This window comes from Acidisoma sp. C75 (genome assembly GCF_054665095.1).
In genome coordinates this window covers 128,320-155,084 of the sequence record NZ_BAAFHD010000001.1, presented here as the reverse complement: position 1 = coordinate 155,084, position 26,765 = coordinate 128,320, and the positions used below count along the sequence as shown (strand labels likewise).

The window sequence follows — 26,765 nt, the reverse complement described above, 5'->3', positions numbered from 1 at the left end:
GGGAGATCGGCATGACCAGCTATCAGCGGGCGACGCGGCCCACCTTCTATTTCATTGGCGTAACCACCGCCCAAAGCTCGATCATGAAGGTTTTTCCGGCCTGGGCCGCCGATCTCGGCCTCGGCGATGTCGTGATCAAGGGGATCGACTTCCCGCTTCATGCAGATCCTGCCGCTTATCGCGCGGCGGTGGAATTCATCCGCGACGATCCGCTCTCCCGCGGCGCCCTCGTCACCACCCATAAGATCGATCTCTTCCATGCCTGCGCGGATCTTTTCGATGTCATAGATCCGCTCGCCGCCCTGATGCGAGAAACATCCTGCATCTCCAAGCGCGACGGGCGATTGATCTGCCACGCCAAGGATCCCATCTCCTCTGGCCTCGCGATGGATGGCTTTCTCGGCGCCGACCATTTCGCGCGCACAGGGGCGGAGGTTTTCGTCATCGGCGCCGGCGGCTCGGCGATTGCATTGACATGGCATCTTATGCAGCGGCATCACGCCCCCGATATGCCGGCGCGCATCATCGTCTCCGATCGCGCGGCATCCCGCCTGGCGGAGATCGCGCGCATCCATACCGAGATCGAGACCAGCCTCCCCACGCTCTACGTCGAGGCGAAGACGATCGCCGATAACGACCGCATCCTCGCCGGCCTTGCGCCCTGCTCGCTCGTCATCAACGCCACGGGTCTCGGCAAGGATCATCCCGGATCGCCGCTCAGCGGCGCGGCCCGCTTCCCCGAGCGCGCGATCGTCTGGGATCTCAACTATCGCGGCGATCTGGTCTTTCTCGATCAGGCGCGCGCTGAGGCCGGCGCGCGGGGATTGACTGTTCTCGACGGCTGGACCTATTTCATCCATGGCTGGACACAGGTGATCGCTGAGGTTTTCGATGTGCGGATCGGCACCGATGCCGGATCGATCGCCCGGCTGACGCATCTTGCCAATGCCGCCCTGAACGCCTAGAGCGGTCGATGGTCGCTGATACTTGCCCCCGTTCCGCTCTGGCTTCTTGGTCGCGCGCGCATCCTCGCCGGGCTGGATTTTCCCTCCGGCCCGGATCTCTGGCCGCAGGCATGGCGGCGCGGTGGCAGCGGCGGCGGCATTGCGCGCCGTGCACAAGATTTAGCCGCCGACCGGCCCGAGGTGCCTGATGAGTTTCCGAGACGAAGATCTGCCGGCGGCGCACAATATCCTGGAAGTGGTCCGGGTGTCGCGGGCGGATCTGCGAAAGTCAGAGCGCAAGATCGCAGACGCGCTGCTCGAGAACCCGCACCGCTTCCTCAACGCCACCGTCTCCGAGACCGCCGCGATCGCCGAGGTCAGCCAGCCGACCGTTATCCGCTTCTGCGCGGCGATCGGCTGTGACGGCTTTCAGGGTTTCAAGATCCGTCTGGCGCAGAGCCTGGCACTTGGAACCCCGGCGACGCAATCCGCGATCACCGATGAAGATGAGCCGGCCGAGGTCGCCGCCAAGATCTTCGACTACACCATCAGCTCACTCGACTGGGCGCGCCGCAAGCTCGCGATCGAGCAGATCAACGCCGCCGTCGAGCTTATTCTCAAGGCCCGCTGCCTTGAGATCTTCGGCTTCGGCGCCTCCGCGATCGTCGCCGAGGATCTGCAGCAGAAATTCCCCCTCCTCGGCATTCCCTGCAATGCGACGACAGACAGCCACCAGCAACTCATGGCCGCCTCGATGATGAAGCCGGGGGATGTCGCCGTCGCAATCTCCAATACCGGCAGCACGCTGGCGATCGTCGAGCTTGCGCGCCTCGCGCGCGAGCAGGGCGCGCGGGTCATCGCCATCACCGGGCACGACCAGACCGCCCTGAGCGATTATTCCGATGTCGTGGTGCGGGTCGAGACCCTCGACAATACCGATCTCTTCACCCCGACGATCTCGCGCATCGCCGCCCTCGTCGTCGTCGATATCCTCTCGACGCTGGTCGCCCGCAGATTGGGCCGCGCGCATAACCAGAGGCTGGTGCGGATGAAGCGCTACCTCAGCCAGCGGCGCAAGAACGAGTTGTTTTGACGGGCGGCAGAGGCCGGCCCGGGGCGCCAAAGGCCGCCAGGCGTGCGGGGGCGCCTCATCCCGCGCGGACGGAGCGAAAACTTCAACTGTTTGTCACCTGCCGGCAGGTGTTTCTTCCGCCCTCTCGCCTAATCTGTCTCCGCCCGGCCATCCGGCCGTGGCCGCGCCCAGAGACGAGACGGAAGGGCTTGCATGTCCGCCATCACCTTCGACCTCGAGGTTGCCGGAGCGGCCGCGGCCTCCCTCGCCATCTCCCGCTTCCGGGGGGAGGAGCAGCTGAGCCGCCCCTATCGCTTCGATCTGGCGGTAACGGCGGCGGAGGACGGCCCGAGGCTCGACCAGTTGCTCGGCCAGCAAGCCCGCCTCACCCTCACGCGGCAGGATAGCCACCGCGTCATCCATGGCCTGATCGCCGAGGGGCGAGAGAGCGGGGAGGCTTCGGGCGGCACCTCGGCCTATCGCCTCGCCCTCGTTCCGCGCCTCGCGCTGCTTGGCCTCTCCCGCCACCAGCGCAGCTTCGGGACAGACGCGCCGATGTCGGTGCTCGATGTCGTGCAGGCAGTCCTCGCCGATCCGGATGGGCTTGCCATGGGCGCTGAGGATTGGTGCTTCCGGCGGCTGGAGCGGGATAACTACCCCGCGCGAGACTTCTGGGCGCAGTATGACGAGAGCGACTTCGATTTCCTCCACCGGCACCTGGAACATTGGGGCATCTTCTATTTCTTCGAGCAGACGCCGTTGCACGAGCGCATCGTGTTCTGCGACGAGGCGAGCCGCACCCCGCACCAGCGCACGGACCACCGCATCACCTTCACCACCCGACAGACGACGCTCGGCGATGATCGTGGCTATGCCCACGCCGTCACACGCCAGATGCGGCTGGTGCCGAAGACCGTTCAGATCAAGGATTACAACGACGAGACGCCGCATCACGTTCTGCAGGCGCGCCGCCCGGTGCCACATGGCCAGGCCGGCATCTATTCCGAATACGCGCCGCATGTCCGCGACGATGCCGAGGCCGATCTCATCGCCCATGCGCGGGCCGATGAACTGGCGAGTGGCTTCGACATTTTCGAGATCGAGACGGATTCGCCCTTCCTCGCCCCCGGCTATCACCTGACCATGTCGGACCACCTGCGCACGGGTTTCAACCAGAGCTATCTCCCGACCGAGATCCGTCATGAAGGGGCGCAGCCGCTCGCGGAGGGATTTGCCGCGCCCGAGGAGACGGTCGCCGGTGGCTATCGCAACACCGTCACCGCGATCCCGAGCAGTTCGCCCTATCGCAGCCCGCGGCGCCTGCGCCGGCCGGTGATGGCGGGCATCATGCCGGCAACGGTCGAGGCGCCGGAAGGCCATGGCGACCGCGCGCGGTTGGACGCGCAAGGGCGCTATCGCATCGCGATCGATTTCGACAGTGCGGAGAAGCCGGTCTTTCAGCGTTCGGCCGCGGTGCGCATGGCGCAGCCCTATGGCGGGCCCAATATGGGCCTGCATCTCCCCTTGCGGGATGGCAGCCCGGTCATGGTCGGCTGGGTCGATGGCGATCCGGACCGCCCGCTGATCATGGGCGCGGTGCCCAATGCCCGGGCGACAAGCCCGGTGACCCAGCAGAACCACACCCAGAACAAGCTCTCCACGCCGTCCGGCATCGCGATCGTGATGAATGACGGGCCGGGCCAGGCGGATCACCCGCATAGCGGCTCCGGTGCGGGCGAGGGCGGCCAGGGCGGCCATGGCCGCGCGCATCAGGCCGCAGCGAGCCATACGCCCACGAGCAGCGTCTATACCTCCTTCAAGGTGCCAGCCGATGGCAGCAGCCTGCCGCATTACTGGCGCGTCGGCGATATCGCGCCGGCAGACGGGCACGAGCCGCGTATCCTCGGCAGCAGCACGTTCCAGGCCGGCAGCGCCACCAATCGCGATCCGAGCCTGAGCAGCAGCAGCTACAGCGGCTTCTTCGGCTTTACCCCGCACCACCATACGATGACCGTCGGCGGCAATGCCAATTCGTTGATCCAGGGCAATCACAGCCTGCGGGTCAACGGCAGCTCCTATCACGCCTTCGCCGGGCCTCAGCATGTCGATGCCTATATCGCGCAGGGCGGCGGGGGCGTCGGCGCGGAATCGACGCCGCTCTACCAGAAGATGGAACTCGTCAACAATCTCTTTGCCATCGAATCCTTCTGTGTGCCGCGCTACGAGTTCTTCAATGGCATGAAGATGGAATATATGAACGGCTGGAACGTGGAATACGGTATCGGCCAGAAGCTCGAAGCCTTCCTCGATTTCTTCGGCACCTTCGAGCATCGCGCCGGCGCGCAAGTCACGCTCTCCGGCCTGCCCAAGCTCTACGAGACGGAGTGGACGCCAAGCGGCGTCGGCTCCCTTATGAACCCGTTGCAGATCTTCAAGAAGCCGATGGGGTCGAGCTACAACATCTCGATGTCCGGCTACAGCTACAAGCAGATCAGCGGCGTCGATAAGGACCATCGCATCTTTGGCGCGAATTCGGTGACGATCGGCTACCGGCCGGTAGCCGGCACCGCGGCGATGACGGCGCTGACCGAAGCCGCGACCGTCGCGACCCTCATCTCCGCCCTCTCGGCCGTCGCCGCCAACGGCGCGCAGCCCTTCGCCTATGCCGCCGCCCTCAACGAGGCGGGGGTGCAGGATGTCAACAAGGGCGATTGGGAAGATATCGTCACCGAGGCGATCGAGATCGCGGCGGCCGCAGGGCTCGGCATGTCCTATATCGTCTCGCTCGCGGCGATCCTCGCCTATCATCTGGTGGGGGCGAAGGCGCTCGCCCTCCATGATGCGGTGGCCATAACGGACCCCATCGCCTCGACGCTCGCCCTCGGCAAGACCGGCGCCACCCTGCAATTCGGCAATCCGCTCACCAACGGTTCGGTCCTTTCGATGAAACCGGCCGAATTCGGCCTCAGCATGGGGCCGAGTTCCGGCATCATCATCGATCTCGAAACAGTGACGATCATGACGCAGAATGTGGAGATCATCGCGGCTCAGTCGGTTGCCATCTCCTCGGCCGGTGAGGTGACCGTCGAGGCGCCCGCCATCGCCATGACCGGGGCGGTGCATGTCGATGGCTCGCTCGCGATCACGGGCCCGGTCACGGCTACGGGCAATATCGCCGGCAATGTCTTTGTCGCCGGAATTTAGCGCATGCGCTTCTTCGTCTCCGATCCGCTCAAGGCGATCAGCCTCATCAATCGGGTGCGGCCCGAGGATTATCTCGTCTCGATTGTCTGCGTCCTGCGGGCGAGGCTGGCTGTCAACGGTATCTGCGCGCCGCTCTCCGCCAAGAAGCAGCCCGGCCCGCGCAAAAGCGAGGCGCATGACGATGGCACCGGCAACAGCCCGCGCTTCGGTGGCGATCTCGCCCCCTTCAAGCCGCGCACCGATGTCACGGTCATGGGTTCAGCGCATGTGCCGGGCCGACAGAAGGCGACGTCGCTTGCCGTCACCTTCGGCGTGAACGACTGGCGCAAGACCCTCGATGTCATCGGCGACCGTGATCTCGTGCGCGACGAGCAGGTGAGTTTCTCCCCGCCCGAGCCTTTTTCCTGCATGCCGCTGCGCCTTGAAAACACCTTCGGCGGGTTGAAATCTCCCGCCAACCCCTGGGGCAAGGGCTACGGCATCCTGACCGATCACCCGGGCGCGCGGCTTGCCGCCTGCAATATCCACCCCGCGGGCCACCGTCATCTCGATTGGCGGGCGCAGATCGTGGCGCCTGCCTTCGGCCCGCTACCGCCCAACCGGCCGCCCCGCGCGCGGCTGCGTGGCACCTATGGCGAAGCCTGGCTCTACAAACGTAACCCCCTGCCGCCCGAGGACTTCGACTGGGGCTTCCACAACGTCGCGCCACAGGATCAGCAGTTCTCACCCTATCTCGCCGGCGACGAGACGCTCCATTTCGAGCATTTTCATCCCGAGCATCCTGCCTTCTCGAGCAGGCTGCCCGGCCTTCGGCTGCGCGTGCTGGTGCGCCGCGCGATGGAAGCGGAGGGGACATACCAGATCGAGGAGCTGCGCCATGCCCTCGACAGTGTCCATGTCGATACCGACGCGATGACGGTCGATCTCGGCTGGCGTGCCGTCACCCGAGCGCTCTCCAAAGATGCCGCGGAGATCACGCACGCCTATATCGCGACGGAAGCGTTGAGCGACGAGCCGCAGCCCCTGGCCGCGCATGTCGAAGCTTTCGAGGCGAAGCGCGCCCCGCGCCCGATCCGCACCCCGCCGCCGCCCAAGGAGGCGCCGCAAGCCGAGGAGGCCGCGCAAGACGAAGAGGAGCAAATCGTGACGCTCAAGGCGGCGATCGAGCGGATGCCCTTCAAGGCACCCTTCAAAGAAGCGATCGCTGCCGCGCAAACGAGCCAGGAGCTGCGGGATCTGATCGCGGAAGAGGGCAAGCGCGTCTCGTCGGTGCTGGAGAAGGCGAAAGACCTGAAGCGGTGAGCCTGAGGCTCGCGCCGCTTGTTCCGCCCTCCCCAATTGTTAATGTGTCGAGCCATAGAAAAAGGGCCCGCCCGCGTCTCAGTCTCGGCCCGCAGTATCGAGGAGGCCACCATGCCCGCAGTGCTCACCATCGGCAGCATGATCACCTGCAACCAGTCCATGGTGCCGGTGCCGATCCCGCTGCTCGGCGTGCCGACGACGGCCACCACCGATGGCATGCCGGTCGCCACCATCGCGATGATGGTGCCTTTCGAGAATATCGAAACCTTCGGCGTCTGCGTCTCGGAAGCCAACCCGGAAGTCGTCGCCGCCAAGCTCGTGGGCTCGCCGGGCGTGCCCTGCGTGCCGATCATCGATACGCCCTGGGATCCGCCCTCGCCCAATATCCTGATCGACGGCATTCCCGCGGCCCTCGCCTCCAGCAAATGCCTCTGCACCTGGCTCGGCGAAATCTCGGTCGAGATCGATGAGGGGATCAGCTTCACCGATGGCTGAGGCGCGGCCGGCTGAGGCGCCCCCGGCTGAGGCGCGGCCGGCTGAGGTGCGGCCGGCTAAGGCGCCGCCTGGGCGCGGCGCGCGCTTCGTGGCAGAAGGATGGGCATGACGAGCCCTGCCCTCGATGCCGCCGCCCTGGCGCCTGACGAACCCGCCCTCGCCGAGCCCGGCCAGACGAGCGCCCCCGGCGCCCGCGCCCAGCGCGCCTTCGGGCGCCTCCACCTCGGCTTCAAACGCCGGGATGGGGAAAGCGTGCTCGCCCTCTTGCGCCAGGAAGGCTGTTTCAAGGCCCGCCTGCCGCGCCCTGCCCCGGGCGCCACGCTCGAAGCGGTGCTGCTCAATACCTCGGGCGGCATCACCGGCGGCGATGATCTCGCCCTGGTCGCGGAAGCCGCCCCGGGCACTCATGCGGTCCTCACCACCCAGGCGGCGGAGCGCTACTACAAGGCGGCGGCCGGCTCCCCCCCCGCCACCATCCGCGCCACGCTGACGATCGGCGAGGATGCCCGGCTCGACTGGCTGCCGCAGGAGACGATCCTGTTCGACCGCGCATCCCTCGATCGGCGGCTCAGTATCGAGATGGCGGCCGGCGCCCGTTTCCTGGGCGTCGAAAGCCTCATCTTCGGGCGCCAGGCGATGGGCGAGACGGTCTCCCAGCTGCATCTCGCCGACCGTATCATCCTCCGCCGCGCGGGGCAGCTCATCCTGCATGACGCGACGCGGCTTTCCGGCGAGGTTGCCGTGCTGCGCGGCCGGGCTGCCACCTTCGCCGATGCCCGCGCCATGGCGACGATCGTTTACGCCGCCCCCAGGCAGGAGGCCGAGGCGCTGCTGCCCGCACTGCGCGCGGCGCTGCCGGCGGGGCTGATGCCGGCAGCGCCGGTGGAAGCCGCCGCCTCCGCCTGGAACGGCCTTGTTCTTGCAAGGCTCCTCGCGCGCGATGGGGCGGCTTTGCGGGGGGCGGTGGTCGCGGCACTCGATACCTTGCGTGGCGGCGCTGCCCTGCCGCGCGTTTGGCAGCTTTAGGGGAGGACGCTTCAGGTGAACCTGACGCCGAGGGAAAAAGACAAGCTCTTGATCGCGATGGCGGCCAATGTCGCCCGCCGCCGGCTGGAACGCGGCGTCAAGCTCAACCATCCGGAAGCCGTGGCGCTGATCACCGATTTCGTCGTCGAAGGCGCGCGGGATGGCCGCTCGGTCGCCGATCTCATGGAAGCCGGCGCCCATGTGCTGACGCGCGATCAGGTGATGGAGGGCATCGCCGAGATGATCCCGGATGTGCAGGTGGAAGCGACCTTCCCGGACGGCACCAAGCTCGTCACCGTCCACGACCCCATCCGCTGAGGAGACGCGCATGATTCCGGGAGAGATCCTGCCGGCCGCCGACGATATCGTACTGAATGCCGGCGCTGAACCCCTCACCCTGACGGTCGCCAATACCGGGGACCGCCCGGTGCAGGTCGGCAGCCATTACCATTTCGCCGAGACCAATCCGGCGCTCCGCTTCGATCGCGCCGCCGCGCGCGGCCATCGGCTCGATATCGCCGCCGGCACCGCCGTGCGGTTCGAGCCTGGGCAGAGCCGGGAGGTGACCCTCATCCCGATCGGCGGCGCCCGCGTCATCTACGGTTTCCGGGGCGAAGTCTCCGGCAAGTTGGAGGGCTGAGGCCCATGGCCCGCATGTCCCGCCACGCCTATGCGCATATGTTCGGCCCGACCGTGGGTGACCGCGTGCGCCTCGCCGATACCGAGCTTTTCGTCGAGGTCGAGCGTGATTTCACGACCTATGGCGAGGAGGTGAAGTTCGGCGGCGGCAAGGTCATCCGCGATGGCATGGGCCAAAGCCAGATGACCAATGCCGCGGGGGCGGCCGATACCGTCATCACCAACGCGCTCATCATCGATCATTGGGGGATCGTGAAGGCCGATGTCGCGCTGAAGGGCGGGCGCATCGCCGACATCGGCAAGGCAGGCAACCCGGATACCCAGCCCAATGTCGATATCATCATCGGCCCGGGGACGGAGATCATCGCCGGCGAAGGCCGCATCCTCACCGCCGGCGGGTTCGACGCGCATATCCACTTCATCTGCCCGCAGCAGGTGGAGGAAGCGCTCGCCTCCGGCCTCACCACCATGCTCGGCGGCGGCACGGGGCCCGCGACCGGCACGGCGGCCACCACCTGCACACCGGGGCCCTTCCACCTCGCGCGGATGCTGCAGGCGGCTGAAGGCCTGCCCATGAACCTCGCCTTCGCCGGCAAGGGCAACGCCTCCCGCCCGGAGGCGCTGGAGGAGATGATCCGCGCCGGCGCTTGCGCACTCAAGCTGCATGAGGATTGGGGCACGACGCCGGCCGCGATCGACAATTGCCTGAGCGTCGCGGACCGGTTCGACGTTCAGGTGATGATCCACACCGATACGCTGAACGAGAGCGGCTTCGTCGAGGATACCATCGCCGCGATCGCAGGCCGCACCATCCACGCCTATCATACCGAGGGTGCGGGCGGCGGCCATGCGCCCGACATCATCCGCGTCTGCGGCCTGCCGAATGTGCTGCCGTCATCGACCAACCCGACGCGGCCCTATACCCGCAACACGCTTGATGAGCATCTCGACATGCTCATGGTGTGTCATCATCTCGATCCCTCGATCCCCGAGGATATCGCCTTCGCCGAAAGCCGCATCCGGCGGGAGACGATCGCGGCCGAGGATATCCTGCACGATCTCGGCGCCTTCTCGATCATCAGTTCGGATAGCCAGGCGATGGGGCGTGTCGGTGAGGTCATCACCCGCACCTGGCAGACGGCGCATAAGATGAAGGTGCAACGCGGCGCCCTTCCGGGCGATGGCGCGGCGGACAATGCGCGGGTGAAGCGCTACATCGCGAAATACACGATCAACCCGGCGATCGCGCATGGAATCGCCGAGCATATCGGCTCGGTCGAGGTCGGCAAGCTCGCCGATCTCGTGCTCTGGTCCCCGGCCTTCTTCGGGGTGAAGCCCGATCTCGTCCTGAAATCGGGCACGATCGCCATGGCGATGATGGGCGATCCGAATGCCTCCATCCCGACGCCGCAGCCCGTGCATGCGCGCCCGATGTTCGGCGGTTTCGGCCGCTCGCTGACCCTCTCCTCGGTGCTGTTCGTCTCGGGTGCGGCGATCGACGCCGATCTTGGCCGCACGCTCGGGCTCACCCGGCCGCTGGTCGCCGTTGGCAACACGCGCGGCGGCATCGGCAAGGCCAGCATGGTGCATAATGACGCGACGCCGGTGGTGGAGGTCGATCCCGAAACCTACGAGGTGCGGGCAGACGGCGTGCTTCTGACCTGCGAACCCGCGACCGTCTTGCCGATGGCGCAGCGGTATTTTCTGTTCTGATGATGATCGAAGGTTTTTTGGTTCTTTTTTGTAAAAAAGAACAGAAAGCGCTTCTTTTTGAGAAAAGAAGCAAAAACTTTCTTTCTGTCGGAGCGTGCTGATGCGCGCAGTCAACCATCTGCCCGCCGGCACCTGGAACGTGGCAGACGCGGCCGACGCTGTGCTGCTCGATCATGACCATCGGCACCGGCGGCGCTTCCTGCTCAAGACCGTCTCGGGTGCCGAATGCCTGCTCGACCTGCCGCAGGCGGTGGCACTCAAGGCCGGCGACGGGCTGAAACTCGAAGACGGCCGCATCCTCGCCGTGCAGGCGATGGCGGAGCGTGTGCTCGATATCCACGCCCATGACGAGGATGCGCTCGCGCGGATCGCCTGGCATCTGGGGAACCGGCATCTGCCGGTGCAGTTCCTACCCGGCGAAATCCGCATCCGCTATGATCACGTGATCGCGGAAATGGTGGAAATCCTCGGCGGCCATGGCCAGGAAAACATGGCGCCCTTTGATCCGGAGTCAGGCGCCTATGCGCCGGGCACGGGGGGACATCATCATCACCACGATGACGACGATCTCGGCCACCACCACCATGACTAGCGCGTCCCGGACTGACGCGTCCCGGACTGACGCCTCGCTCAGCGATGATGGTTTCCTGAAACTGCTCGCCTGGCTTTCCCCTGCCTTCCCGACGGGTGGCTTCGCCTATAGCCACGGGCTCGAATGGGCGATCGAGGCCGGGGATGCGGCATCCACCGCCGGCATCGTCGGCTGGATTTGCGATATCCTCGAAGAAGGCAGCGGGCGGACGGATGCGATCCTCCTCCGCCACGCGCATCGGGCCTGCGGCGACGCGGCGGCGCTCGCCGAGATCGTCGCGCTCGCGGCAGCCCTGCCGACGGGGCGGGAGCGGCAGCAGGAGACCATCCTGCAGGGCCGCGCCTTCCTCACCGCCGCCCGCGCCTGGGGGCCAAGCCCGGCCGATGGTCTGGCCGAGCAGGAGATCGCCTATCCGGTCGCGATCGGCATCACGGCGGCGGCCCACGGCATCGCGGAAGACCGCGCCTGCTTCGGCTTCCTGCATGCCTTCGCAGCCAATCTCGTCTCGGCTGCCGTCCGGCTCATTCCGCTCGGCCAGCAGGCGGGCTTGCGGATCATCGCGGCCCTGGAGCCCGTGCTCGCCACGCTCGCGGCGGCGAGCCGGGATCTCACGCTCGACGATATCGGCTCGGCCACCATCCGCGCCGATCTCGCCGCCCTTCACCACGAAACGCAATATACGAGGTTGTTTCGCTCATGATGTCTTCGCCCCATGGTCCTTTGCGCGTCGGTGTCGGCGGGCCGGTCGGCACCGGCAAGACTGCGCTCATGGATGCGCTCTGCAAGCAGTTTCGCGAGACCTACAATATCGCCGCCATCACCAACGACATCTACACCAAGGAGGATGCGGAGTTCCTCACCCGCGCGGGCTCCCTCACCCCTGATCGCATCATGGGGATCGAGACCGGCGGCTGCCCGCATACCGCAATCCGCGAGGATGCCTCGATCAACCTCGCAGGTGTGGCCGATCTCAACCGCCGCTTTCCCGGGCTCGATCTCATCCTCATCGAAAGCGGGGGCGACAATCTGGCGGCGACCTTCAGCCCCGAGCTTGCCGATCTCACCATCTACGTGATCGACGTCTCGGCCGGCGACAAGATCCCCCGCAAGGGCGGCCCAGGCATCACGCGGAGCGACCTGCTCGTTATCAACAAGATCGACTTGGCACCCCATGTCGGCGCCAGCCTCGATGTCATGGATCGCGATGCCCGGAAGATGCGGGGCGAGCGGCCCTTCGTCTTTACCAATATCCGCGCGGGCCAGGGGGTTGCCGATATCGCCGCCTTCATCGAGCGCCAGGGCGGCCTTTCCCGCGCCGCCTGACGGGGGCGAGGCTTGCCCGCGATGGGGGCATTCCGCGCGGGCCGCCGCCCGGGCTAGTCTCGGCCCCGCAACAGGCACCGGAGCCGGTCATGGCCGAGACGCTGAAAGCTTCCCTCCCCGCCCTGCTGGCCCGCCTGCCAGGATCGGCCGGCGCCCGATGGCCGGAAGGCGCGCCCTTCACGGAGGCGCTGCGCCACGGCAGCATGTCGGTCGAAATCTTTGCGCCGCGCGGCACCGACCGGCAGAGCCCGCACGAGCAGGACGAGCTCTATATCGTGGCCGGCGGCCATGCCCGCTTCGAGCACGCAGGCAATGTCACCGAGGCCCGCAGCGGCGATGTGCTCTTCGTGCCGGCGGGCGACGACCACCGCTTTCATGACATGAGCGATGATTTCGTGACCTGGGTGATCTTCTGGGGCCCCAAGGGCGGCGAAGGGACCGTCGCCCCCGTCTGAGCCTTTCGTCCGTGTCCGAACTGCATGCCGATCACGGCTTGATCCAGAGCCTGGCCGCGCTCGCCGGCTCAGCCGACGGTCGTGCCATCCCGCGCTTCGGCGGAGGCCGCGGAGACGCGGTTTCGGCCGGAGGTCTTGCTCTGGTAAAGCGCCGCGTCTGCCGCCGCCAGCATCGCTTCCACCGGCCCGCTCGGCGCCGTCTCGATATGGCCAATGCCGATGCTGACCGTCATCAAGGCGAGGCCCGGGGCATGCGGAATGCCGAGCGCCTCCACCGAGGCGCGGATGCGCTCGGCGATCACCCGCGCCTCGCGGTAGCGCGTCTCGGGCAGGATCACCGCCAGCTCCTCCCCGCCATAGCGGGCGGCGATGTCATGTGCGCGGCGGATACAGGCCTCCAGGCAGCCGGCGATGGCGCGCAGCACCTCGTCCCCCGCCTGGTGGCCGTAGCGATCGTTGTAGAGCTTGAAGAAATCGACATCGATCATCAGCAGGCTGATCGGCCGCTCCAGCAGGCAGCAGCGCTCCCATTCGCGCTCCAGCGCCTCGTCGAAGCCGCGGCGGTTGAGCAGGCGGGTCAGCCCGTCGGTGCGGGCAAGGCACACCAGCTGGTCGTTGGCGCTGCGCAGGTCGCGCTCGATCTCCATCTTCTGGCCGAGCTGGCGTAGCAGCTGCACGGTGAGGATGACGAAGCCCGTCAGCATGATCGCCATGGCGACCACGAGCAGCGCACCGAGCAGCCGCCACCCGCGCATGAGATCCGCCGTCGAGAGGCTGACATAGACGACGAGCGGCAGATCCCCGACCCAGGCGACGCTGAGGCGCCGCGCCATGCCGTCCTTGTACATCGCGTCCTGCCAGACGACGACATGGCCGCGCGGCAGGCCGGAGAGGGCATGCATCACCCGCTGTTCGGCCGCCTGGTTCTGCGGCCCGGAGCTGACCCCGGCGAGGAGATCGCCGCGCGGATCGATGAGGCCGGCTTCCCCCGCCGCCCCCACCTGCAGCTTGGAGAAGACCGACTTGATCCAGTCAAGCGAGAGAAAGGCAACCACCGCGGTGAGCTTGCCGCAGGCGGCAGCATCCGTGCAGGGGCGGATGACGGCGACTTCCTGCGGCCCGTGCTTGCGGCGCACGGCGATGATATCCAGCCCGGTCGCGTGGTCGTGTTGCGAGAGGCGGGCGAGCAGCGCCTGCACCAGCGCCGCGGGCGGCGCCGCGCCGGGGCGCGCATAGAGCGTCGCGACCGTCCCGCCACTCTCCTGCACGACAAGGCTCCTGACATCGGGATCGGTCGCCCAGGTGTTCTTCAGCTCGTCGGTCACGGCCGGGGCGGCAAGCCCACCCGCGCCGCGCGCATCGGCGATCACGGTGGCGAGTCGCGTCTCGTAGCGGCTGACATCGGCGAGCACCGCGTCATCGGCCAGCATCAACAGATCGTCCGCCACCATCGCCGCGCGGCCTTCGATATCCTGCCGCGCCGTCGTCAAGGCCCAGGCGCAGACGACGATGAGCAGCAGCAGCAGCGCCCCCCAGGCGGTGCCCCAGGGGCCGAGGACGGCGGCCAGATGCAGGGGGAGAAATCGTCTAATCCGCGCCAGCATCATCCCGGAATATTCCGCCTCTCGCCTCAATCAGCGCGTCGCCGCCCAACGGCTAATACAAATTCGTTGCCGAGCCGCATAGACCGGGCGGGCGGATAAAGCAGCAGGTGGGGAGGAGGGGCGGCAGCACAAGACGCGGCAAGGCCGGGGTGGATGCGCCGGAAGCGGGAGGCAAAGCGGGCAGATCCCCCGCCGGCGCGCCACCGGCGCCGGCGGGATGCAGGGAGGCGGGCGCGTTACTGGTCGCGCTCGTCCGGATCCTTCTCCACCTCGATCTCAGCCTCGATCGGATCGTCATCGTCGAGATCGGCCGTCTCGTCCAGCACGTCGTCATCATCCTCGACGACATCCTCGACCTCGACGGCCTCGACATCGACATCCTCCTCCCGCGCCGCGGCCACCGGCTTCTTGAGGCGCCGATCATCCATCGGCGGCCCGCCCCGCTTCAGGCGCGGCTGCTCGGGCGGCTGCTCGGTGCCGCATTTGGGGCAGGCGGGCGTCGGGTTGCGGAGGTCGTAAAAGCGTGTCCCGCAGGAGACGCAGGTGCGCTTGGAGCCTAGCTCAGGCTTTACCATTGGGAGCCTCGTCAAGATGGGCGAAGATCGGAAGGGGGCGGCCTTGCCATCCCAGGGCCCGGCTGTCAAACCCCCTTCCCGCGCATGTGCCCTTCCTGCATCAAGAGTAGCCCGATGGAACCTTCTCCGAACGCCGCCGCCCGCGCGGCATCGCCCCTGCAAAGCCGCCCGGCCGGCGCCCCGCTCCAGGGCCGTATCCGCGTGCCGGGGGATAAGTCGATCAGCCATCGGGCGCTCATGTTCGGCGCCCTCGCGGCGGGTGAGACGCGCATCACCGGCCTGCTGGAGGGGGAGGACGTGCTGCGCACCGCCGAGGCCATGCGGGCCCTGGGCGCCACCGTTACCCGCCATGCGCCCGGCCATTGGGCGGTGCGCGGCCAGGGGCGCGGCACCCTCGCCGAGCCCGCGGATGTGCTCGACATGGGCAATTCCGGCACCGCCGCCCGCCTCATCTGCGGCATCCTGGCAAGCCACCCGATCTTCGCGGTGCTGACCGGAGACGGCAGCCTGCGCCGCCGCCCGATGAAGCGGGTGACGGAGCCGCTCTCGGCCACCGGCGCGCGTTTCGCCAGCCGCGAGGGCGGGCGCCTGCCGCTCGCCATCGAAGGGGCCGGCAATCCGGCGCCGCTCGCCTACCGCCTGCCGGTCGCCTCCGCCCAGGTGAAATCGGCGATCCTGCTCGCCGGCCTCAATGCCGCGGGCGAAACGGTGGTCGAGGAGCCGGAGGCAACGCGCGACCATACCGAGAACATGCTGCGCCATTTCGGCGCCTCCGTCGCGGTCACGGCGGAAGGGGCCGGGCGCGTCATCCGGCTGCAGGGCCGCCCCACCCTGACCGCCGCCGATATCGTGGTGCCGGGCGATCCCTCCTCCGCCGCCTTCCCGCTCATCGCCGCCCTCATCGTGCCGGGCTCGGAGGTCACCATCGAAGGCGTCGGCCTGAACCCGCTCCGCACTGGCCTTTTCACCAGCCTCATCGAGATGGGCGCCGATCTCACCATCGCCAATGAGCGGGTGGAGGGTGGCGAGCCGGTAGGCGACATCACCGCCCGCGCCGGCACGCTGCGGGCGATCGAGGTGCCGCGGGCGCGCGTGCCGTCGATGGTGGACGAGTTCCCGATTCTCGCCGTCGCCGCCGCCTGCGCCACCGGCACCAGCCGCTTCCGCGGGCTCTCGGAACTCCGCGTCAAGGAAAGCGACCGGCTGGAGGCGACGGCGGCGCTGCTCCGCGTCAACGGCGTCGGCGCAACGATCGAGGGGGACGATCTCATCATCGAGGGGTCGGGCGGTCGCCCGCCGCGGGGCGGCGGCCTGGTCGAGACGCAGATGGACCACCGCATCGCCATGTCCGCCCTGGTCCTCGGCCTCGCCGCCGCGCATGGCGTCACGGCGGATGACGCGGGCTTCATCGAAACGAGCTTCCCGGGCTTCGCCGATCTCATGCGCGGCCTCGGCGCCGCAATCGCCGCGGCCTGATGGCGACGGAGGAAAGCGCGCGGCCGCTCACCGTCGCGATCGACGGTCCGGCCGCCTCCGGCAAAGGCACCCTCGCCCGCAGCCTCGCCCTGGTCCTCGGCCTGCCGCATCTCGATACCGGGCTGCTCTACCGCGCGACCGGCCGGCGGCTGCTCGATCGCGGGGGCGATCCGGCGGATCCGGCGGCGGCCCTCGCCGCGGCCGAGGCGCTCGCGGTCGAGGATCTCTCCCGCCCTGATCTGCGGGGCCCGGCGGCGGATGCCGCCTCCTCGCGGGTGGCCGCCCATCCGGCCGTACGCGCCGCCCTGCTCGGCTTCCAGCGGCGCTTCGCAGCCCAAGGCGCCGTGCTCGACGGGCGGGATATCGGCACGGTTGTGCTGCCCGATGCGCGGGTGAAGCTCTTCGTCACGGCGAGCCTCGCGGTTCGCGCTGCCCGCCGCCATGCCGAGCTTCAGGCGCGTGGCGGCGCGGTGCCCGATCTCGCGACCATCCTGGCCGAGATGGAAGCGCGGGACGCGGCGGACGCCGCCCGCGCAGTCGCTCCCCTGCGGCCGGCCGAGGATGCCGTCCTCCTCGACACCAGCGCCCTCTCGGCCGAGGAGGCGCTGGCGCGGGCCGAGGCCATCATCCGCTGGAAGCTCGGCGTCTGACGCGAGACGCCGAGTCCCTCCGCGTCAGACGATCATGCCGCCCGAAACCTCGATGCGCTGCGCCGTGATCCAGCCTGTGTCGTCGCTGAGAAGAGCGGCGGTCGCGGCGCCGATATCGTCCGGCAATCCGACCCGGCCGAGCGCCGTCTGGCCCGCGATCATCTTGTTCACCTCGGCATTGTCGCGCACCACGCCGCCGCCGAAATCGGTCTCGATGGCGCCGGGCGCCAAGGTGTTCACCCGGATCTGCCGCGCCCCGAGCTCCTTCGCCATGTAGCGCGTCATCACCTCGACGCCGCCTTTCATGGTGGCGTAGGCCGCGTAGCCAGGCATGCTGAACCGCGCGAGGCCGGAGGAGACGTTGATGATGCGCCCGCCATCGGCGAGCAGCGGCAGCAGCGTCTGCGTCAGGAAGAATGGCGCCTTGAGGTGGACCCTCATCAGCGCGTCGAACTGCGCCTCGGTGGTCTCGGCGAAGCTCGCATGCACGCCCATGCCGGCGTTGTTGACCAAGGCATCGAGGCGCTCCGCGCCGAAGGTCTCGCCGAGGACGCGCCGCAGCGCTCCCGCGAATGCCGCGAAGCCTGCCGCCTCCCCGACATCGAGCGGCAAAGCCGCGGCAGTCCCGCCCGCGCCGGCGATGGCGGAGACGACCTTCACCGCCTCCTCCGCGTTGGATTTGTAGGTAAGGACGACGCCGAAGCCGCGCGCTGCGGCGTGTTCAGCCATGCTGCGGCCGAGCCCGCGGCTGCCGCCGGTGATGAGGACGATCTTCATGGAAAGGCTCCGTACCTGTTGCATGAACCAAGCTAGGCGCCATACTCTCTATCAGGAAGTAGGCACCTGAAAGATTTATACTAACCTGAAAGAGAGTGTCCGATGACAGTGTTCGGACCGCCGACCGGCGAGCAGCTTGCCGCGACACGCGCTCTTTTCGCGAAGGAGCATGAGGCGGCGGCCGATCCCCGCGTCGATGCGCTGGTGGCGGAGCTGATCGGCCGTGCGGCCGGCAAGTGGATGATGCTGGTGCTGGAACACCTGGCCGAGCACGGCCTGCTGCGCTTCTCGGAGCTCAGCCGCCTGATGCCCGGCGTCAGCCAGAAGATGCTGACCCAAACGCTCCGTCAGATGGAGCGCGACGGCCTGGCCGAGCGGCGGGTCTATCCGGTTGTCCCGCCGCGGGTGGAGTATCGGCTCACCGAGCTTGGGCTCACGCTGGGGGCGGCCTTCTGCGGCCTGTGGATCTGGGCGGCGCAGAATGCGGCCCAGGTCGATACCGCCCGGGCGGCGTTCGATGCGGCGCATGGCAAGCCGGATCGGGAGCGCGGGCTGGCGCTCTAATCCTTGCGGGCCAGACGTCATCCCGCTTTTGCTTGACTTGAAGGCGGTACGGCGTATCTCTCCCGCGGGGCGCGCGCGTTGTCGCGCCGCCTCGCCCATGCCGGCCCGCCAGAAGCGCGGGCAAGCCGTGTCCGCCCGGGATGGTCCCGCAAGCCATGACGCGCAAACCCGATGCGGCCCTGCCGCATGATCTGATCAAGGACAGAAACCAGCATATGTCAGCCAGTTCCGCCCTCCGCCCCGCCGGCCACCCCGCGGAGGAGGATTTCGCGTCCCTGCTCGACGAGACCCTCGGCCGCGACAGCGGCTTCGACGGCTCCGTCGTCTCCGGCCGTGTTCTCCGCGTAACCGACGATGCCGTCATCGTCGATGTCGGCCTCAAGAGCGAAGGCCGCGTGCCGCTGAAGGAATTCGGCCCCCCCGGCCAGAAGCCGGAAGTCGCCGTCGGCGACGTGGTCGAGCTTTATGTCGAGCGCTACGAAGACCGCGACGGCTCGATCGTGCTCTCGCGCGAGAAGGCGCGGCGCGAGGAGAGCTGGACCAATCTCGAAAAGGCCCATGCCGCCAACCAGCGCGTCAACGGCACGATCTATAGCCGCGTCAAGGGCGGCTTCACGGTCGATCTCGGCGGCGCGGTCGCCTTCCTCCCCGGCAGCCAGGTCGATATCCGCCCGGTTCGCGACGTCGGGCCCCTGATGGGCACGCCGCAGCCCTTCCAGATCCTCAAGATGGATCGCGCCCGCGGCAATATCGTCGTCTCCCGCCGCGCCGTGCTGGAAGAGACCCGCGCCGAGCAGCGCAGCGAGCTGATCCAGGGCCTGAAGGAGGGCATGATCCTCGATGGCGTGGTGAAGAACATCACCGATTACGGCGCCTTCGTCGATCTCGGCGGCGTCGATGGCCTGCTGCACGTGACGGATATCGCCTGGCGCCGCATCAACCACCCGAGCGAGGCGCTGCAGATCGGCCAGCCGGTGAAGGTGCAGGTCATCCGCTTCAACCAGGATACCCAGCGCATCAGCCTCGGCATGAAGCAGCTCGAAATCGATCCGTGGGAAGGTGTCGCCGCCAAGTATCCGCCGGGGGCGAAGTTCACCGGCCGCGTCACCAACATCACCGACTACGGCGCCTTCGTGGAGCTGGAGCCGGGGGTCGAGGGGCTGGTTCACGTCTCCGAGATGTCCTGGACCAAGAAGAACGTCCATCCGGGCAAGATCGTCGCCACCAGCCAGGAAGTCGATGTTCTGGTGCTCGATGTGGATGCCTCCAAGCGCCGCATCTCGCTCGGCCTCAAGCAGGTCCAGCGCAACCCGTGGGAGCAGTTCCTCGAGGAGCATCCGGTCGGCAGCGTGATCGAAGGCGAAATCCGCAACATCACGGAATTCGGCCTCTTCATCGGCATCGGCCCCGATATCGACGGCATGGCCCATATGTCCGACCTCTCCTGGGACGAGCCGGGCGAGCAGGCGATCACCCGCTTCCACAAGGGCGACATGATCAAGGCCAAGGTGCTCGATGTCGATGTCGAGAAGGAGCGCATCAGCCTCGGCGTGAAGCAGCTGCATGAGGATCCGGCGGCCGGCGTGTTCGATCGCGTCCATAAGGGCGATATCGTCACCTGCGTCGTCACCGCCGTGCAGGCGAACGGCATCGAGGTTTCGGTCGACGAGGTGCTGACGGGCTTCATCCGCCGGGCCGAACTCGCCCGCGACAAGGCCGACCAGCGGCCGGACCGCTTCGCCGTGGGCGAGAAGGTCGATGCCAAGGTCATCTCGGTCGATCGCGCGGCGCGCAAGCTCGCGCTCACCATCCGCGGCAAGGAAATGGACGAGGACAAGCAGGCGGTGCAGGAATACGGCTCCGCCGATAGCGGCGCCTCGCTCGGCGATATCCTGGGTGCGGCGATCCGCCGCCGCAACCAGCAGAGCGATGGCTAAAGCCTGGTTTCGGCCGGCCAGTCGGCCTGCCGGATAGGTTCTCGGGGCCGCGGGTGGCGCGCAAGTGCCGCCCGCGGCTTTTTCTTTGCCCTGCCCGCCCCTTGCCCGAGGAGAAGCGCCGATGAGCCTCGAAGCCGATCTCCTGCTCGCCCGCCGCCGCCTCCGCCGCGGCATCGTCATCTGGCGCGCCATCGCCGTGCTGGCGGTGGTCGCCGCGCTCATCGCGATCCTCCCCATCGGCCTGCCCGAGGGGCGGCATGTCGCGGTGCTCCGCGTCACCGGCATCATCGGCGACGAGGAAAAGCAGGCCGAGGCGGTCGGCAAGCTCGCGGATGATCGGCGGGTCGCCGCGCTCATGGTCGTCATCAACAGCCCGGGCGGCGCGGTCTCGGGCGGCGAGGCGCTGCACGACGCGATCGCCCGCGTCGCCGCCGTCAAGCCGGTGGTCGCGGTGATGCAGGGGGTCGCGGCCTCGGCCGGCTATATGATCGCGGTGCCGGCGGCGCGCATCTTCGCCCGCAATTCGACGCTCACCGGCTCGATCGGCGTGCTGCTCGAAGCGCCGGATTTCTCGGGCCTTCTGGATAAGGTCGGCATCCATGTGCAGACGCTGGTTTCAGGCCCGCTCAAGGGCCAGCCGAGCCTTACCGCGCCGATGACGCCGGCCGGCCAGGCGGCGCTGCAAGGGCTCATCATGAACCTCTATGGCCAGTTCGTCGCCATGGTCGCCGAAGGGCGGCATATGAGCATCGCGGCGGTGACGCAGCTTGCCGATGGCCGCGCCTATACCGGCCGGCAGGCGCTGCCCTTGCACCTGATCGACGCGATCGGCGGCAGGCGGGCGGCCCGCGCCTGGCTTGCCGCCGCCCGGGGCGTGCCGGAAGGGCTTCCCGCCATCCCGGTCAAGATCCCCGAGGACGGCGCCTCGTTCTTCGGCATCCACCTCGGTGGTGTTGCTAATCTCTTGTTTTCGCAAAGGGTTATGCTTGACGGCGCGGTGGCACTCTGGCAGCCTTCCGGGCAATGATCGGCAACGCATGCCACCGCCGCCACGACGCCTGGCGGCGGGGCTGCTGCTGCCGTCGCTGCCGGTCGAGCCTTCGCGGGATAGACCAGGCCTGAGCGCGAAACATCCTGGCTGCAAGCAAGGGGTAGGGTTAGCCGTATGACCAAGTCGGAGCTGATCGCCGCCCTGGCCGAGGCTAATCCGCATCTCACCGCGCGGGATGTGGAAACCATCGTCGGCACCATCTTCGACCAGATCAGCCAAGCGCTGGCACGCGGCGAACGGGTGGAGCTGCGCGGCTTTGGCGCCTTCACCATCAAGCAGCGCCAGGCGCGCACCGGGCGCAACCCGCGCACCGGGGAAGCGGTCTCGGTGGATGAGAAGGTGGTGCCCTTCTTCAAGGCCGGCAAGGAATTGCGCCTGCGCGTCAACAAGGGCCCGGAGAGCAAGGCCGGCTGATCCCGGCCCGCCCGCGCCCGCGCTTCGACATGGCTTCGCGGCATTCCTGTAGCCAATACATACACATATATGTATGTCTATCGGCGCAGAGGGCAGGCGCCGAGCGAGCATTTCCCCCCGCGCACCGGATCGCCTAGACTGACGCCATGCTGCGACTGATCCCCGCCTTCATCCTGGTGCTCATCCTCATCGTCTTCGGCCTCTCCAACCGGGAGATCGTGACGCTCGGCTTCTGGCCGACCGGCTATAGCCTCGCGCTACCGCTCTCGCTCGCCATCCTCATCGGCATGGCGATCGCCTTCTTCCTCGGCGGCGCGGTGGTGACGCTCGATCACTGGGGGCTGCGCCGCCGCGCCCGGCGGGCGGAAGCGCAGGTGGCGCGGCTGCAGGCGGAGCTGACGGCGGCCGAGGCGCGGCGCACCCCGCCCCTCTACCGTGCCGCTCCTGCGGTCGTCGCGCCTGCCGTCGTCACCCCCACCGCCGCCCCGTCCGCGCCGCGGGTGGATGTGCTGCCGCCGGCCAAAGGCTGAGCCGCGATGACACTGCCGCGCAACCCGATCATCGCCGCCCTCGACACCACAGACCTCGGCCAGGCCAGGCGCTGGGCGGCGGCCCTCGGGCCCCATATCGGCCTGCTCAAGCTCGGCCTCGCCTTCTACCTCGCGCATGGCCAGGCGGGGGTGCGGGCGGTGAGTGAAGCGCCGGTCTTTCTCGATCTCAAGCTGCACGACATCCCGAATACGGTGGCCGGCGGCGTGGAAGCGGTGCTGCCGCTCGGCGCCGCGATGCTCACCCTGCATGCCGCCGGCGGCTCCGCGATGATCACCGCTGCCCGTGAGGCGGCGGAGAAGGCGGGCAGCGCCCGGCCGAAGCTCCTCGCCGTCACCGTGCTCACCAGCCTCTCGGCCGAGGCGCTGGCGGAAACCGGCATCGCCGCGAGCCCGGCGGAGCAGGTGCTGCGCCTCGCCCGCCTCGCGCTCCGCGCGGGGGCGGATGGGCTGGTCTGCAGCCCGCAGGAAGTGGCGATGCTGCGCGCCGAGATCGGGGCCGAGCCGCTGCTGGTGGTGCCCGGCATCCGCCCGGCGGGTGCGGCGGCGGGGGACCAGGCACGCACGCTGGCCCCGCGCGCGGCGATCGCCGCGGGCGCCGATTGGCTCGTCATCGGCCGGCCGATCACCGCGGCGCCCGATCCCGCCACGGCGGCCGCCGCCATCGCGGCCGAGCTGCGGCAGGAGCGGGCGGCATGAAGGTCAAGATCTGCGGCATCAACAGCGCGGAAGCCTATGCCGCCGCGCTCGCGGGCGGGGCGGACTATACCGGGTTTGTCTTCTTCCCCGCCTCCCCCCGCTTCGTCACGGCGGAGCAAGCGGCCAAGATCCGCGCGAGCCGGCCGGGCGGCCCGCCCGCCGTCGGCCTCTTCGTCAAGCCGAGCCTCGACGAGATCGCCGCCGTGCTCGACACAGCGCTGCTCGACGTGCTGCAAATCTACGCTACCCCTGATGTGGCGCGCGCCATCCGCGCCCGCTTCGCCCTGCCCGTCTGGCTCGCGCAGGGGGTTTCGGCGGCGGCGGATCTCGGGCAGGCCGAAGCCGCGGCTAGCGGGCTCGACGGGATGCTCATCGAATCGAAACCGCCGGCCGGCGCCAACCGCCCCGGCGGCAATGCAACCGCGCTCGACTGGCAGATCCTCGCCGGCTGGCAGCCGCGCCTGCCCTGGCTGCTCGCCGGCGGGCTGACGCCGGAAAACGTCGGCGAGGCGATCCGCCTGTCGGGAACGGGCGGTGTCGATGTCTCCTCCGGCGTGGAAAGCGCGCCCGGGGTGAAAGACCCTGCGCGCATCAGGGATTTCATTTCAGCGGCACGAAACGCGGCCGCCGGCCTTCCGGGGGCGCAGGCCGCGGAGTATGAGAGCACCACGCAGGGGGTCTCGTGAACAAGCATTTCTCGATGGGTGAAGCCGGCGGCCAGAACAGCCTGCGCAATTTCCCGGATGATCGCGGGCATTTCGGCAAGTTCGGCGGCCGCTATGTGGCGGAAACGCTGATGCCCGTCATCCGCGAAGTGGAAGCCGCCTACCTCGCCGCCAAGGACGACCCCGCCTTCCAGGCCGAGTTGGACGGCTACCTCAAGAACTATGTCGGCCGGCCGAGCGCGCTGTGGTTCGCCGAGCGGCTGACGCGGCATTTCGGCGGCGCCAAGATCTACTTCAAGCGCGAAGACCTCAACCATACCGGCGCGCACAAGATCAACGCCTGCATGGGGCAGATCCTGCTCGCCCGGCGCATGGGCAAGACGCGCATCATCGCCGAGACCGGCGCCGGCCAGCATGGCGTGGCGACGGCGACGGTCTGCGCCCTCTTCGGCCTGCCCTGCACGATCTATATGGGTGCGACGGATGTCGAGCGGCAGAAGCCCAATGTCTTTCGCATGAAGCTGCTGGGGGCGGAGGTCAAGCCCGTCACCGCCGGCGCCGGCACGCTCAAGGACGCGATGAACGAGGCGCTGCGCGATTGGGTGGGGAATGTCCACGACACCTATTACCTCATCGGCACCGCCGCGGGCCCGCATCCCTTCCCCGCCATGGTGCGGGATTTCCAATGCGTCATCGGCAATGAGGCAAAGGCGCAGCTGATGGAGGCCGAGGGCCGGCTGCCGGATGTGGCGATCGCCTCGGTCGGCGGCGGCTCGAATGCGATCGGCCTCTTCCACCCTTTCCTCGACGATCCGGTGGACCTCATCGGCGTTGAAGCCGGCGGGCACGGCATTGATACCGACAAGACGGCGGCGAGCCTCGCCCGCGGCAAGCCCGGCGTGCTGCACGGCAACCTCACCTATCTGTTGCAGGACAAGGACGGGCAGATCCAGGAAGCGCATTCGATCAGCGCCGGGCTCGACTATCCCGGCCTCGGGCCCGAGCATTCCTTCCTGCATGAGAGCGGGCGGGTGAGCTATGTGCCGATCAACGACGACGAGGCGCTGGAGGCCTTTCAGCTCTGCTGCCGCGTCGAAGGCATCATCCCGGCGCTGGAATGCGCCCATGCCCTCGCCCATCTCGCCAAGATCGCGCCGCAGATGGGGCCGGAGCAGATCATCCTCCTCAACCTCAGCGGCCGTGGCGATAAGGATATCTTCACGGTGGCCGCCCATCTCGGGGATCGCCTGTGAGCCGCATCGCCGCGCGCTTCGCGCAACTGAAGAAAGAGGGGCGCGGCGCGCTCATCCCCTTCCTCGAAGCCTTCGACCCCGATCTCGACACCAGCCAGGCGATCCTCGCCGGCATGCCGGCGGCGGGCGCCGACCTCATCGAGATCGGCATGCCCTTCACCGACCCGATGGCGGATGGGCCGACCATCCAGCGCGCCGGGCAGCGGGCGCTCGCGGCGGGTGCCACGCTCGCCGGCACCCTCGCCATGGTGCGCCGCTTCCGCCAAGGGGATGACCGCACGCCGATCATCCTCATGGGCTATCTCAACCCGATCATCGCCTATGGCGTCGAGGTTTTCGCCCAGGATGCCGCGGCCGCCGGGGTCGATGGGCTCATCGTCGTCGATCTGCCGCCCGAGGAGGCCGAGCTGCTCAGCCCCCATGCGGCGGCCAATGGGCTCGACATCATCCGCCTCGTCGCGCCGACCACCGACGAGACGCGGCTGCCTTACGTTCTCGAAGGCAGTTCCGGCTTCATCTACTACGTCAGCATCGCCGGCATCACCGGCACGAAGAGCGCCTCCGCCGCCCAGCTGGGCGAGGCAATCCCGCGCATCCGCCGCTTCAGCGATCTGCCGATCGCGATCGGCTTCGGCATCCGCACGCCGGCCCAGGCCGCCGAGGCGAGCCGGCTTGCGGATGGCGCGGTCGTCGCCTCCTCGCTGATTGACCTGCTCGCCAAAACCTTGGATGAGCGGGGCCGCGCCCAGGCCGATACCGCTTCGCGCGTGCTTGCCGAAGTGCGGGCGCTGGCGGAGGCCGTTCGCACGGTGCCCGTTGCCGCCTGAGATCGGCGGTTGCGCGCGCGATCCGGCCGCATCTGAAGGGAGTTTGCGCCCATGAGTTGGCTCACCGAAATCATCCGCCCGAAGATCCGCACGCTGCTTGGCCGGCAGGATGTGCCGGAGAATCTCTGGCACCAATGCTCCGCCTGCCAGCAGATGATCTTCCAGAAGGATCTCGAGACCAATCTCAAGGTCTGCCCGCATTGCGGCCACCATATGCGCGCCTCCGCCCGCGACCGGCTGAACTGGACCTTCGACGGCGGCAAATACACCCTGATCGAGACGCCGCGCGTGCCGCAGGACCCGCTGCGTTTCCGCGACCAGAAGCGCTATACCGACAAGCTCAAGGAAGCGCGGGACAAGACCAAGCTGGATGACGCCATCCTCGTCGGCCATGGCGAGATCGGCGGCCGGAAATCCGTGGTGGCGGCGATGGATTTCGCCTTCCTCGGCGGCTCCATGGGGGCGGCGGTGGGCGAAGGGATCGTCGCCGCCGCGCGGCTCGCGGTGCTGCAGAAGGCGCCGCTCATCATCTATTCCGCCTCGGGCGGGGCGCGCATGATGGAGGGCGCTATCAGCCTCATGCAGATGCCGCGCACGACGATCGCGGCGCAGATGGTGAAGGAAGCGGGCCTGCCCTATATTGTGGTGCTGACCGACCCGACGACCGGCGGCGTCACCGCGAGCTTCGCCATGCTGGGCGATGTCCAGATCGCCGAACCGGGCGCGCTGATCGGCTTCGCCGGCGCCCGGGTGATCGAGCAGACGGTGCGGGAAAAGCTCCCCGATGGCTTCCAGCGCTCCGAATACCTCTACGAGCATGGCATCATCGACATGATCGTGCGCCGCGCCGAAATGCGCGAGACGCTGGCCCGCGTCATCGGCCTCCTGCTGCCGGCCGAGGGGCTGCCGGCGCCGCTGCCGGAGCGTGCGGCCTGAGGGCACCGCGCTCAGGCTGGATGC

At 68.2% G+C, this 26,765-nt stretch carries 28 protein-coding genes; 25 read left to right on the top strand and 3 right to left on the bottom strand.

Annotated elements, in window-relative coordinates; genetic code table 11:
- Nucleotides 1-11 precede the first annotated feature (11 nt).
- From ACYQ7X_RS00695 to ACYQ7X_RS00635, 13 genes are all read left to right on the top strand, one after another.
- Nucleotides 12-965: a shikimate dehydrogenase family protein gene (locus ACYQ7X_RS00695; RefSeq protein WP_459694894.1), complete on the top strand. Its 954-nt coding sequence runs from the start codon at nt 12-14 to the stop codon at nt 963-965.
- A 187-nt stretch (nt 966-1,152) separates the two neighbouring features.
- Nucleotides 1,153-2,037, top strand: coding sequence for a MurR/RpiR family transcriptional regulator (locus ACYQ7X_RS00690; protein ID WP_459694893.1), 885 nt, complete (start codon nt 1,153-1,155; stop codon nt 2,035-2,037).
- A 192-nt stretch (nt 2,038-2,229) separates the two neighbouring features.
- Nucleotides 2,230-5,220 (top strand): type VI secretion system Vgr family protein, encoded by a 2,991-nt coding sequence (locus ACYQ7X_RS00685; protein WP_459694892.1) that lies wholly within the window; start codon nt 2,230-2,232, stop codon nt 5,218-5,220.
- Between the two features lie 3 nt (nt 5,221-5,223).
- Complete coding sequence (locus ACYQ7X_RS00680) at nt 5,224-6,522, top strand: DUF2169 family type VI secretion system accessory protein (RefSeq protein WP_459694891.1); 1,299 nt, start codon at nt 5,224-5,226, stop codon at nt 6,520-6,522.
- A gap of 111 nt (nt 6,523-6,633) precedes the next feature.
- Entirely contained in the window at nt 6,634-7,017 is a 384-nt protein-coding gene (locus tag ACYQ7X_RS00675; protein ID WP_459694890.1) for a DUF4280 domain-containing protein, read from the top strand.
- Nucleotides 7,018-7,122: 105 nt separating this feature from the next.
- A complete protein-coding gene (locus ACYQ7X_RS00670) occupies nt 7,123-8,043 on the top strand; it encodes an urease accessory protein UreD (protein ID WP_459694889.1) in 921 nt (306 codons plus the stop codon).
- Nucleotides 8,044-8,058: 15 nt separating this feature from the next.
- Entirely contained in the window at nt 8,059-8,361 is a 303-nt protein-coding gene (locus tag ACYQ7X_RS00665; RefSeq protein ID WP_459694888.1) for an urease subunit gamma, read from the top strand.
- 10 nt (nt 8,362-8,371) lie between these two features.
- Nucleotides 8,372-8,683, top strand: a complete 312-nt coding sequence (locus ACYQ7X_RS00660; RefSeq protein WP_459694887.1) for an urease subunit beta — start codon at nt 8,372-8,374, stop codon at nt 8,681-8,683.
- Nucleotides 8,684-8,688: 5 nt separating this feature from the next.
- On the top strand, nt 8,689-10,395 hold the full coding sequence (gene ureC, locus ACYQ7X_RS00655) for an urease subunit alpha (protein WP_459694886.1): 1,707 nt from the start codon (nt 8,689-8,691) through the stop codon (nt 10,393-10,395).
- Between the two features lie 100 nt (nt 10,396-10,495).
- Nucleotides 10,496-10,987 carry an urease accessory protein UreE gene (locus ACYQ7X_RS00650; protein WP_459694885.1) on the top strand — a complete coding sequence of 164 codons (492 nt, stop codon included), beginning with the start codon at nt 10,496-10,498 and terminating at the stop codon, nt 10,985-10,987.
- Nucleotides 10,917-11,687: an urease accessory protein UreF gene (locus ACYQ7X_RS00645; RefSeq protein WP_459694884.1), complete on the top strand. Its 771-nt coding sequence runs from the start codon at nt 10,917-10,919 to the stop codon at nt 11,685-11,687. Before ACYQ7X_RS00650 ends, ACYQ7X_RS00645 begins: the two co-directional genes overlap by 71 nt.
- Nucleotides 11,684-12,310, top strand: coding sequence for an urease accessory protein UreG (gene ureG, locus ACYQ7X_RS00640; RefSeq protein ID WP_459694883.1), 627 nt, complete (start codon nt 11,684-11,686; stop codon nt 12,308-12,310). Before ACYQ7X_RS00645 ends, ureG begins: the two co-directional genes overlap by 4 nt.
- Before the next feature lie 89 nt (nt 12,311-12,399).
- Complete coding sequence (locus tag ACYQ7X_RS00635; protein WP_459694882.1) at nt 12,400-12,765, top strand: cupin domain-containing protein; 366 nt, start codon at nt 12,400-12,402, stop codon at nt 12,763-12,765.
- 68 nt (nt 12,766-12,833) lie between these two features.
- Here ACYQ7X_RS00635 and ACYQ7X_RS00630 read toward each other — a convergent pair whose 3' ends face one another.
- Nucleotides 12,834-14,372 carry a GGDEF domain-containing protein gene (locus tag ACYQ7X_RS00630; protein WP_459694881.1) on the bottom strand — a complete coding sequence of 513 codons (1,539 nt, stop codon included), beginning with the start codon at nt 14,370-14,372 and terminating at the stop codon, nt 12,834-12,836.
- Nucleotides 14,373-14,605: 233 nt separating this feature from the next.
- A complete protein-coding gene (locus ACYQ7X_RS00625) occupies nt 14,606-14,944 on the bottom strand; it encodes a TIGR02300 family protein (RefSeq protein ID WP_459694880.1) in 339 nt (112 codons plus the stop codon).
- A gap of 114 nt (nt 14,945-15,058) precedes the next feature.
- On the opposite strand from ACYQ7X_RS00625, the gene aroA reads away from it, so the two are divergent.
- Both aroA and cmk read left to right on the top strand, forming a co-directional pair.
- Nucleotides 15,059-16,420 (top strand): 3-phosphoshikimate 1-carboxyvinyltransferase, encoded by a 1,362-nt coding sequence (gene aroA / locus ACYQ7X_RS00620; RefSeq protein WP_459694879.1) that lies wholly within the window; start codon nt 15,059-15,061, stop codon nt 16,418-16,420.
- Nucleotides 16,420-17,070, top strand: a complete 651-nt coding sequence (gene cmk / locus ACYQ7X_RS00615) for a (d)CMP kinase (protein ID WP_459694878.1) — start codon at nt 16,420-16,422, stop codon at nt 17,068-17,070. Before aroA ends, cmk begins: the two co-directional genes overlap by 1 nt.
- Before the next feature lie 24 nt (nt 17,071-17,094).
- Here cmk and ACYQ7X_RS00610 read toward each other — a convergent pair whose 3' ends face one another.
- Nucleotides 17,095-17,847 carry an SDR family NAD(P)-dependent oxidoreductase gene (locus tag ACYQ7X_RS00610; RefSeq protein WP_459694877.1) on the bottom strand — a complete coding sequence of 251 codons (753 nt, stop codon included), beginning with the start codon at nt 17,845-17,847 and terminating at the stop codon, nt 17,095-17,097.
- A gap of 102 nt (nt 17,848-17,949) precedes the next feature.
- On the opposite strand from ACYQ7X_RS00610, the gene ACYQ7X_RS00605 reads away from it, so the two are divergent.
- The 10 genes from ACYQ7X_RS00605 to accD all read left to right on the top strand — a co-directional run bounded on the left by ACYQ7X_RS00605 (nt 17,950) and on the right by accD (nt 26,741).
- On the top strand, nt 17,950-18,411 hold the full coding sequence (locus ACYQ7X_RS00605) for a winged helix-turn-helix transcriptional regulator (RefSeq protein WP_459694876.1): 462 nt from the start codon (nt 17,950-17,952) through the stop codon (nt 18,409-18,411).
- Nucleotides 18,412-18,626: 215 nt separating this feature from the next.
- Nucleotides 18,627-20,348, top strand: coding sequence for a 30S ribosomal protein S1 (gene rpsA / locus ACYQ7X_RS00600; RefSeq protein WP_459695199.1), 1,722 nt, complete (start codon nt 18,627-18,629; stop codon nt 20,346-20,348).
- A 121-nt stretch (nt 20,349-20,469) separates the two neighbouring features.
- Complete coding sequence (gene sppA, locus ACYQ7X_RS00595; RefSeq protein WP_459694875.1) at nt 20,470-21,375, top strand: signal peptide peptidase SppA; 906 nt, start codon at nt 20,470-20,472, stop codon at nt 21,373-21,375.
- Between the two features lie 138 nt (nt 21,376-21,513).
- Nucleotides 21,514-21,813 carry an integration host factor subunit beta gene (gene ihfB / locus ACYQ7X_RS00590; RefSeq protein WP_459694874.1) on the top strand — a complete coding sequence of 100 codons (300 nt, stop codon included), beginning with the start codon at nt 21,514-21,516 and terminating at the stop codon, nt 21,811-21,813.
- Between the two features lie 146 nt (nt 21,814-21,959).
- The gene (locus ACYQ7X_RS00585; protein WP_459694873.1) at nt 21,960-22,343 is read left to right on the top strand and encodes a lipopolysaccharide assembly protein LapA domain-containing protein; all 384 of its coding nucleotides are present in this window, start codon (nt 21,960-21,962) and stop codon (nt 22,341-22,343) included.
- A gap of 6 nt (nt 22,344-22,349) precedes the next feature.
- A complete protein-coding gene (pyrF, locus tag ACYQ7X_RS00580; protein WP_459694872.1) occupies nt 22,350-23,060 on the top strand; it encodes an orotidine-5'-phosphate decarboxylase in 711 nt (236 codons plus the stop codon).
- Nucleotides 23,057-23,746 carry a phosphoribosylanthranilate isomerase gene (locus ACYQ7X_RS00575; RefSeq protein ID WP_459694871.1) on the top strand — a complete coding sequence of 230 codons (690 nt, stop codon included), beginning with the start codon at nt 23,057-23,059 and terminating at the stop codon, nt 23,744-23,746. The genes pyrF and ACYQ7X_RS00575 overlap by 4 nt, the downstream gene beginning before the upstream one ends.
- Nucleotides 23,747-23,760: 14 nt before the next feature.
- Complete coding sequence (gene trpB / locus ACYQ7X_RS00570; protein ID WP_459694870.1) at nt 23,761-24,978, top strand: tryptophan synthase subunit beta; 1,218 nt, start codon at nt 23,761-23,763, stop codon at nt 24,976-24,978.
- Entirely contained in the window at nt 24,975-25,805 is an 831-nt protein-coding gene (gene trpA, locus ACYQ7X_RS00565) for a tryptophan synthase subunit alpha (protein WP_459694869.1), read from the top strand. Before trpB ends, trpA begins: the two co-directional genes overlap by 4 nt.
- A gap of 51 nt (nt 25,806-25,856) precedes the next feature.
- The gene (gene accD, locus ACYQ7X_RS00560) at nt 25,857-26,741 is read left to right on the top strand and encodes an acetyl-CoA carboxylase, carboxyltransferase subunit beta (RefSeq protein ID WP_459694868.1); all 885 of its coding nucleotides are present in this window, start codon (nt 25,857-25,859) and stop codon (nt 26,739-26,741) included.
- Nucleotides 26,742-26,765: the final 24 nt, after the last annotated feature.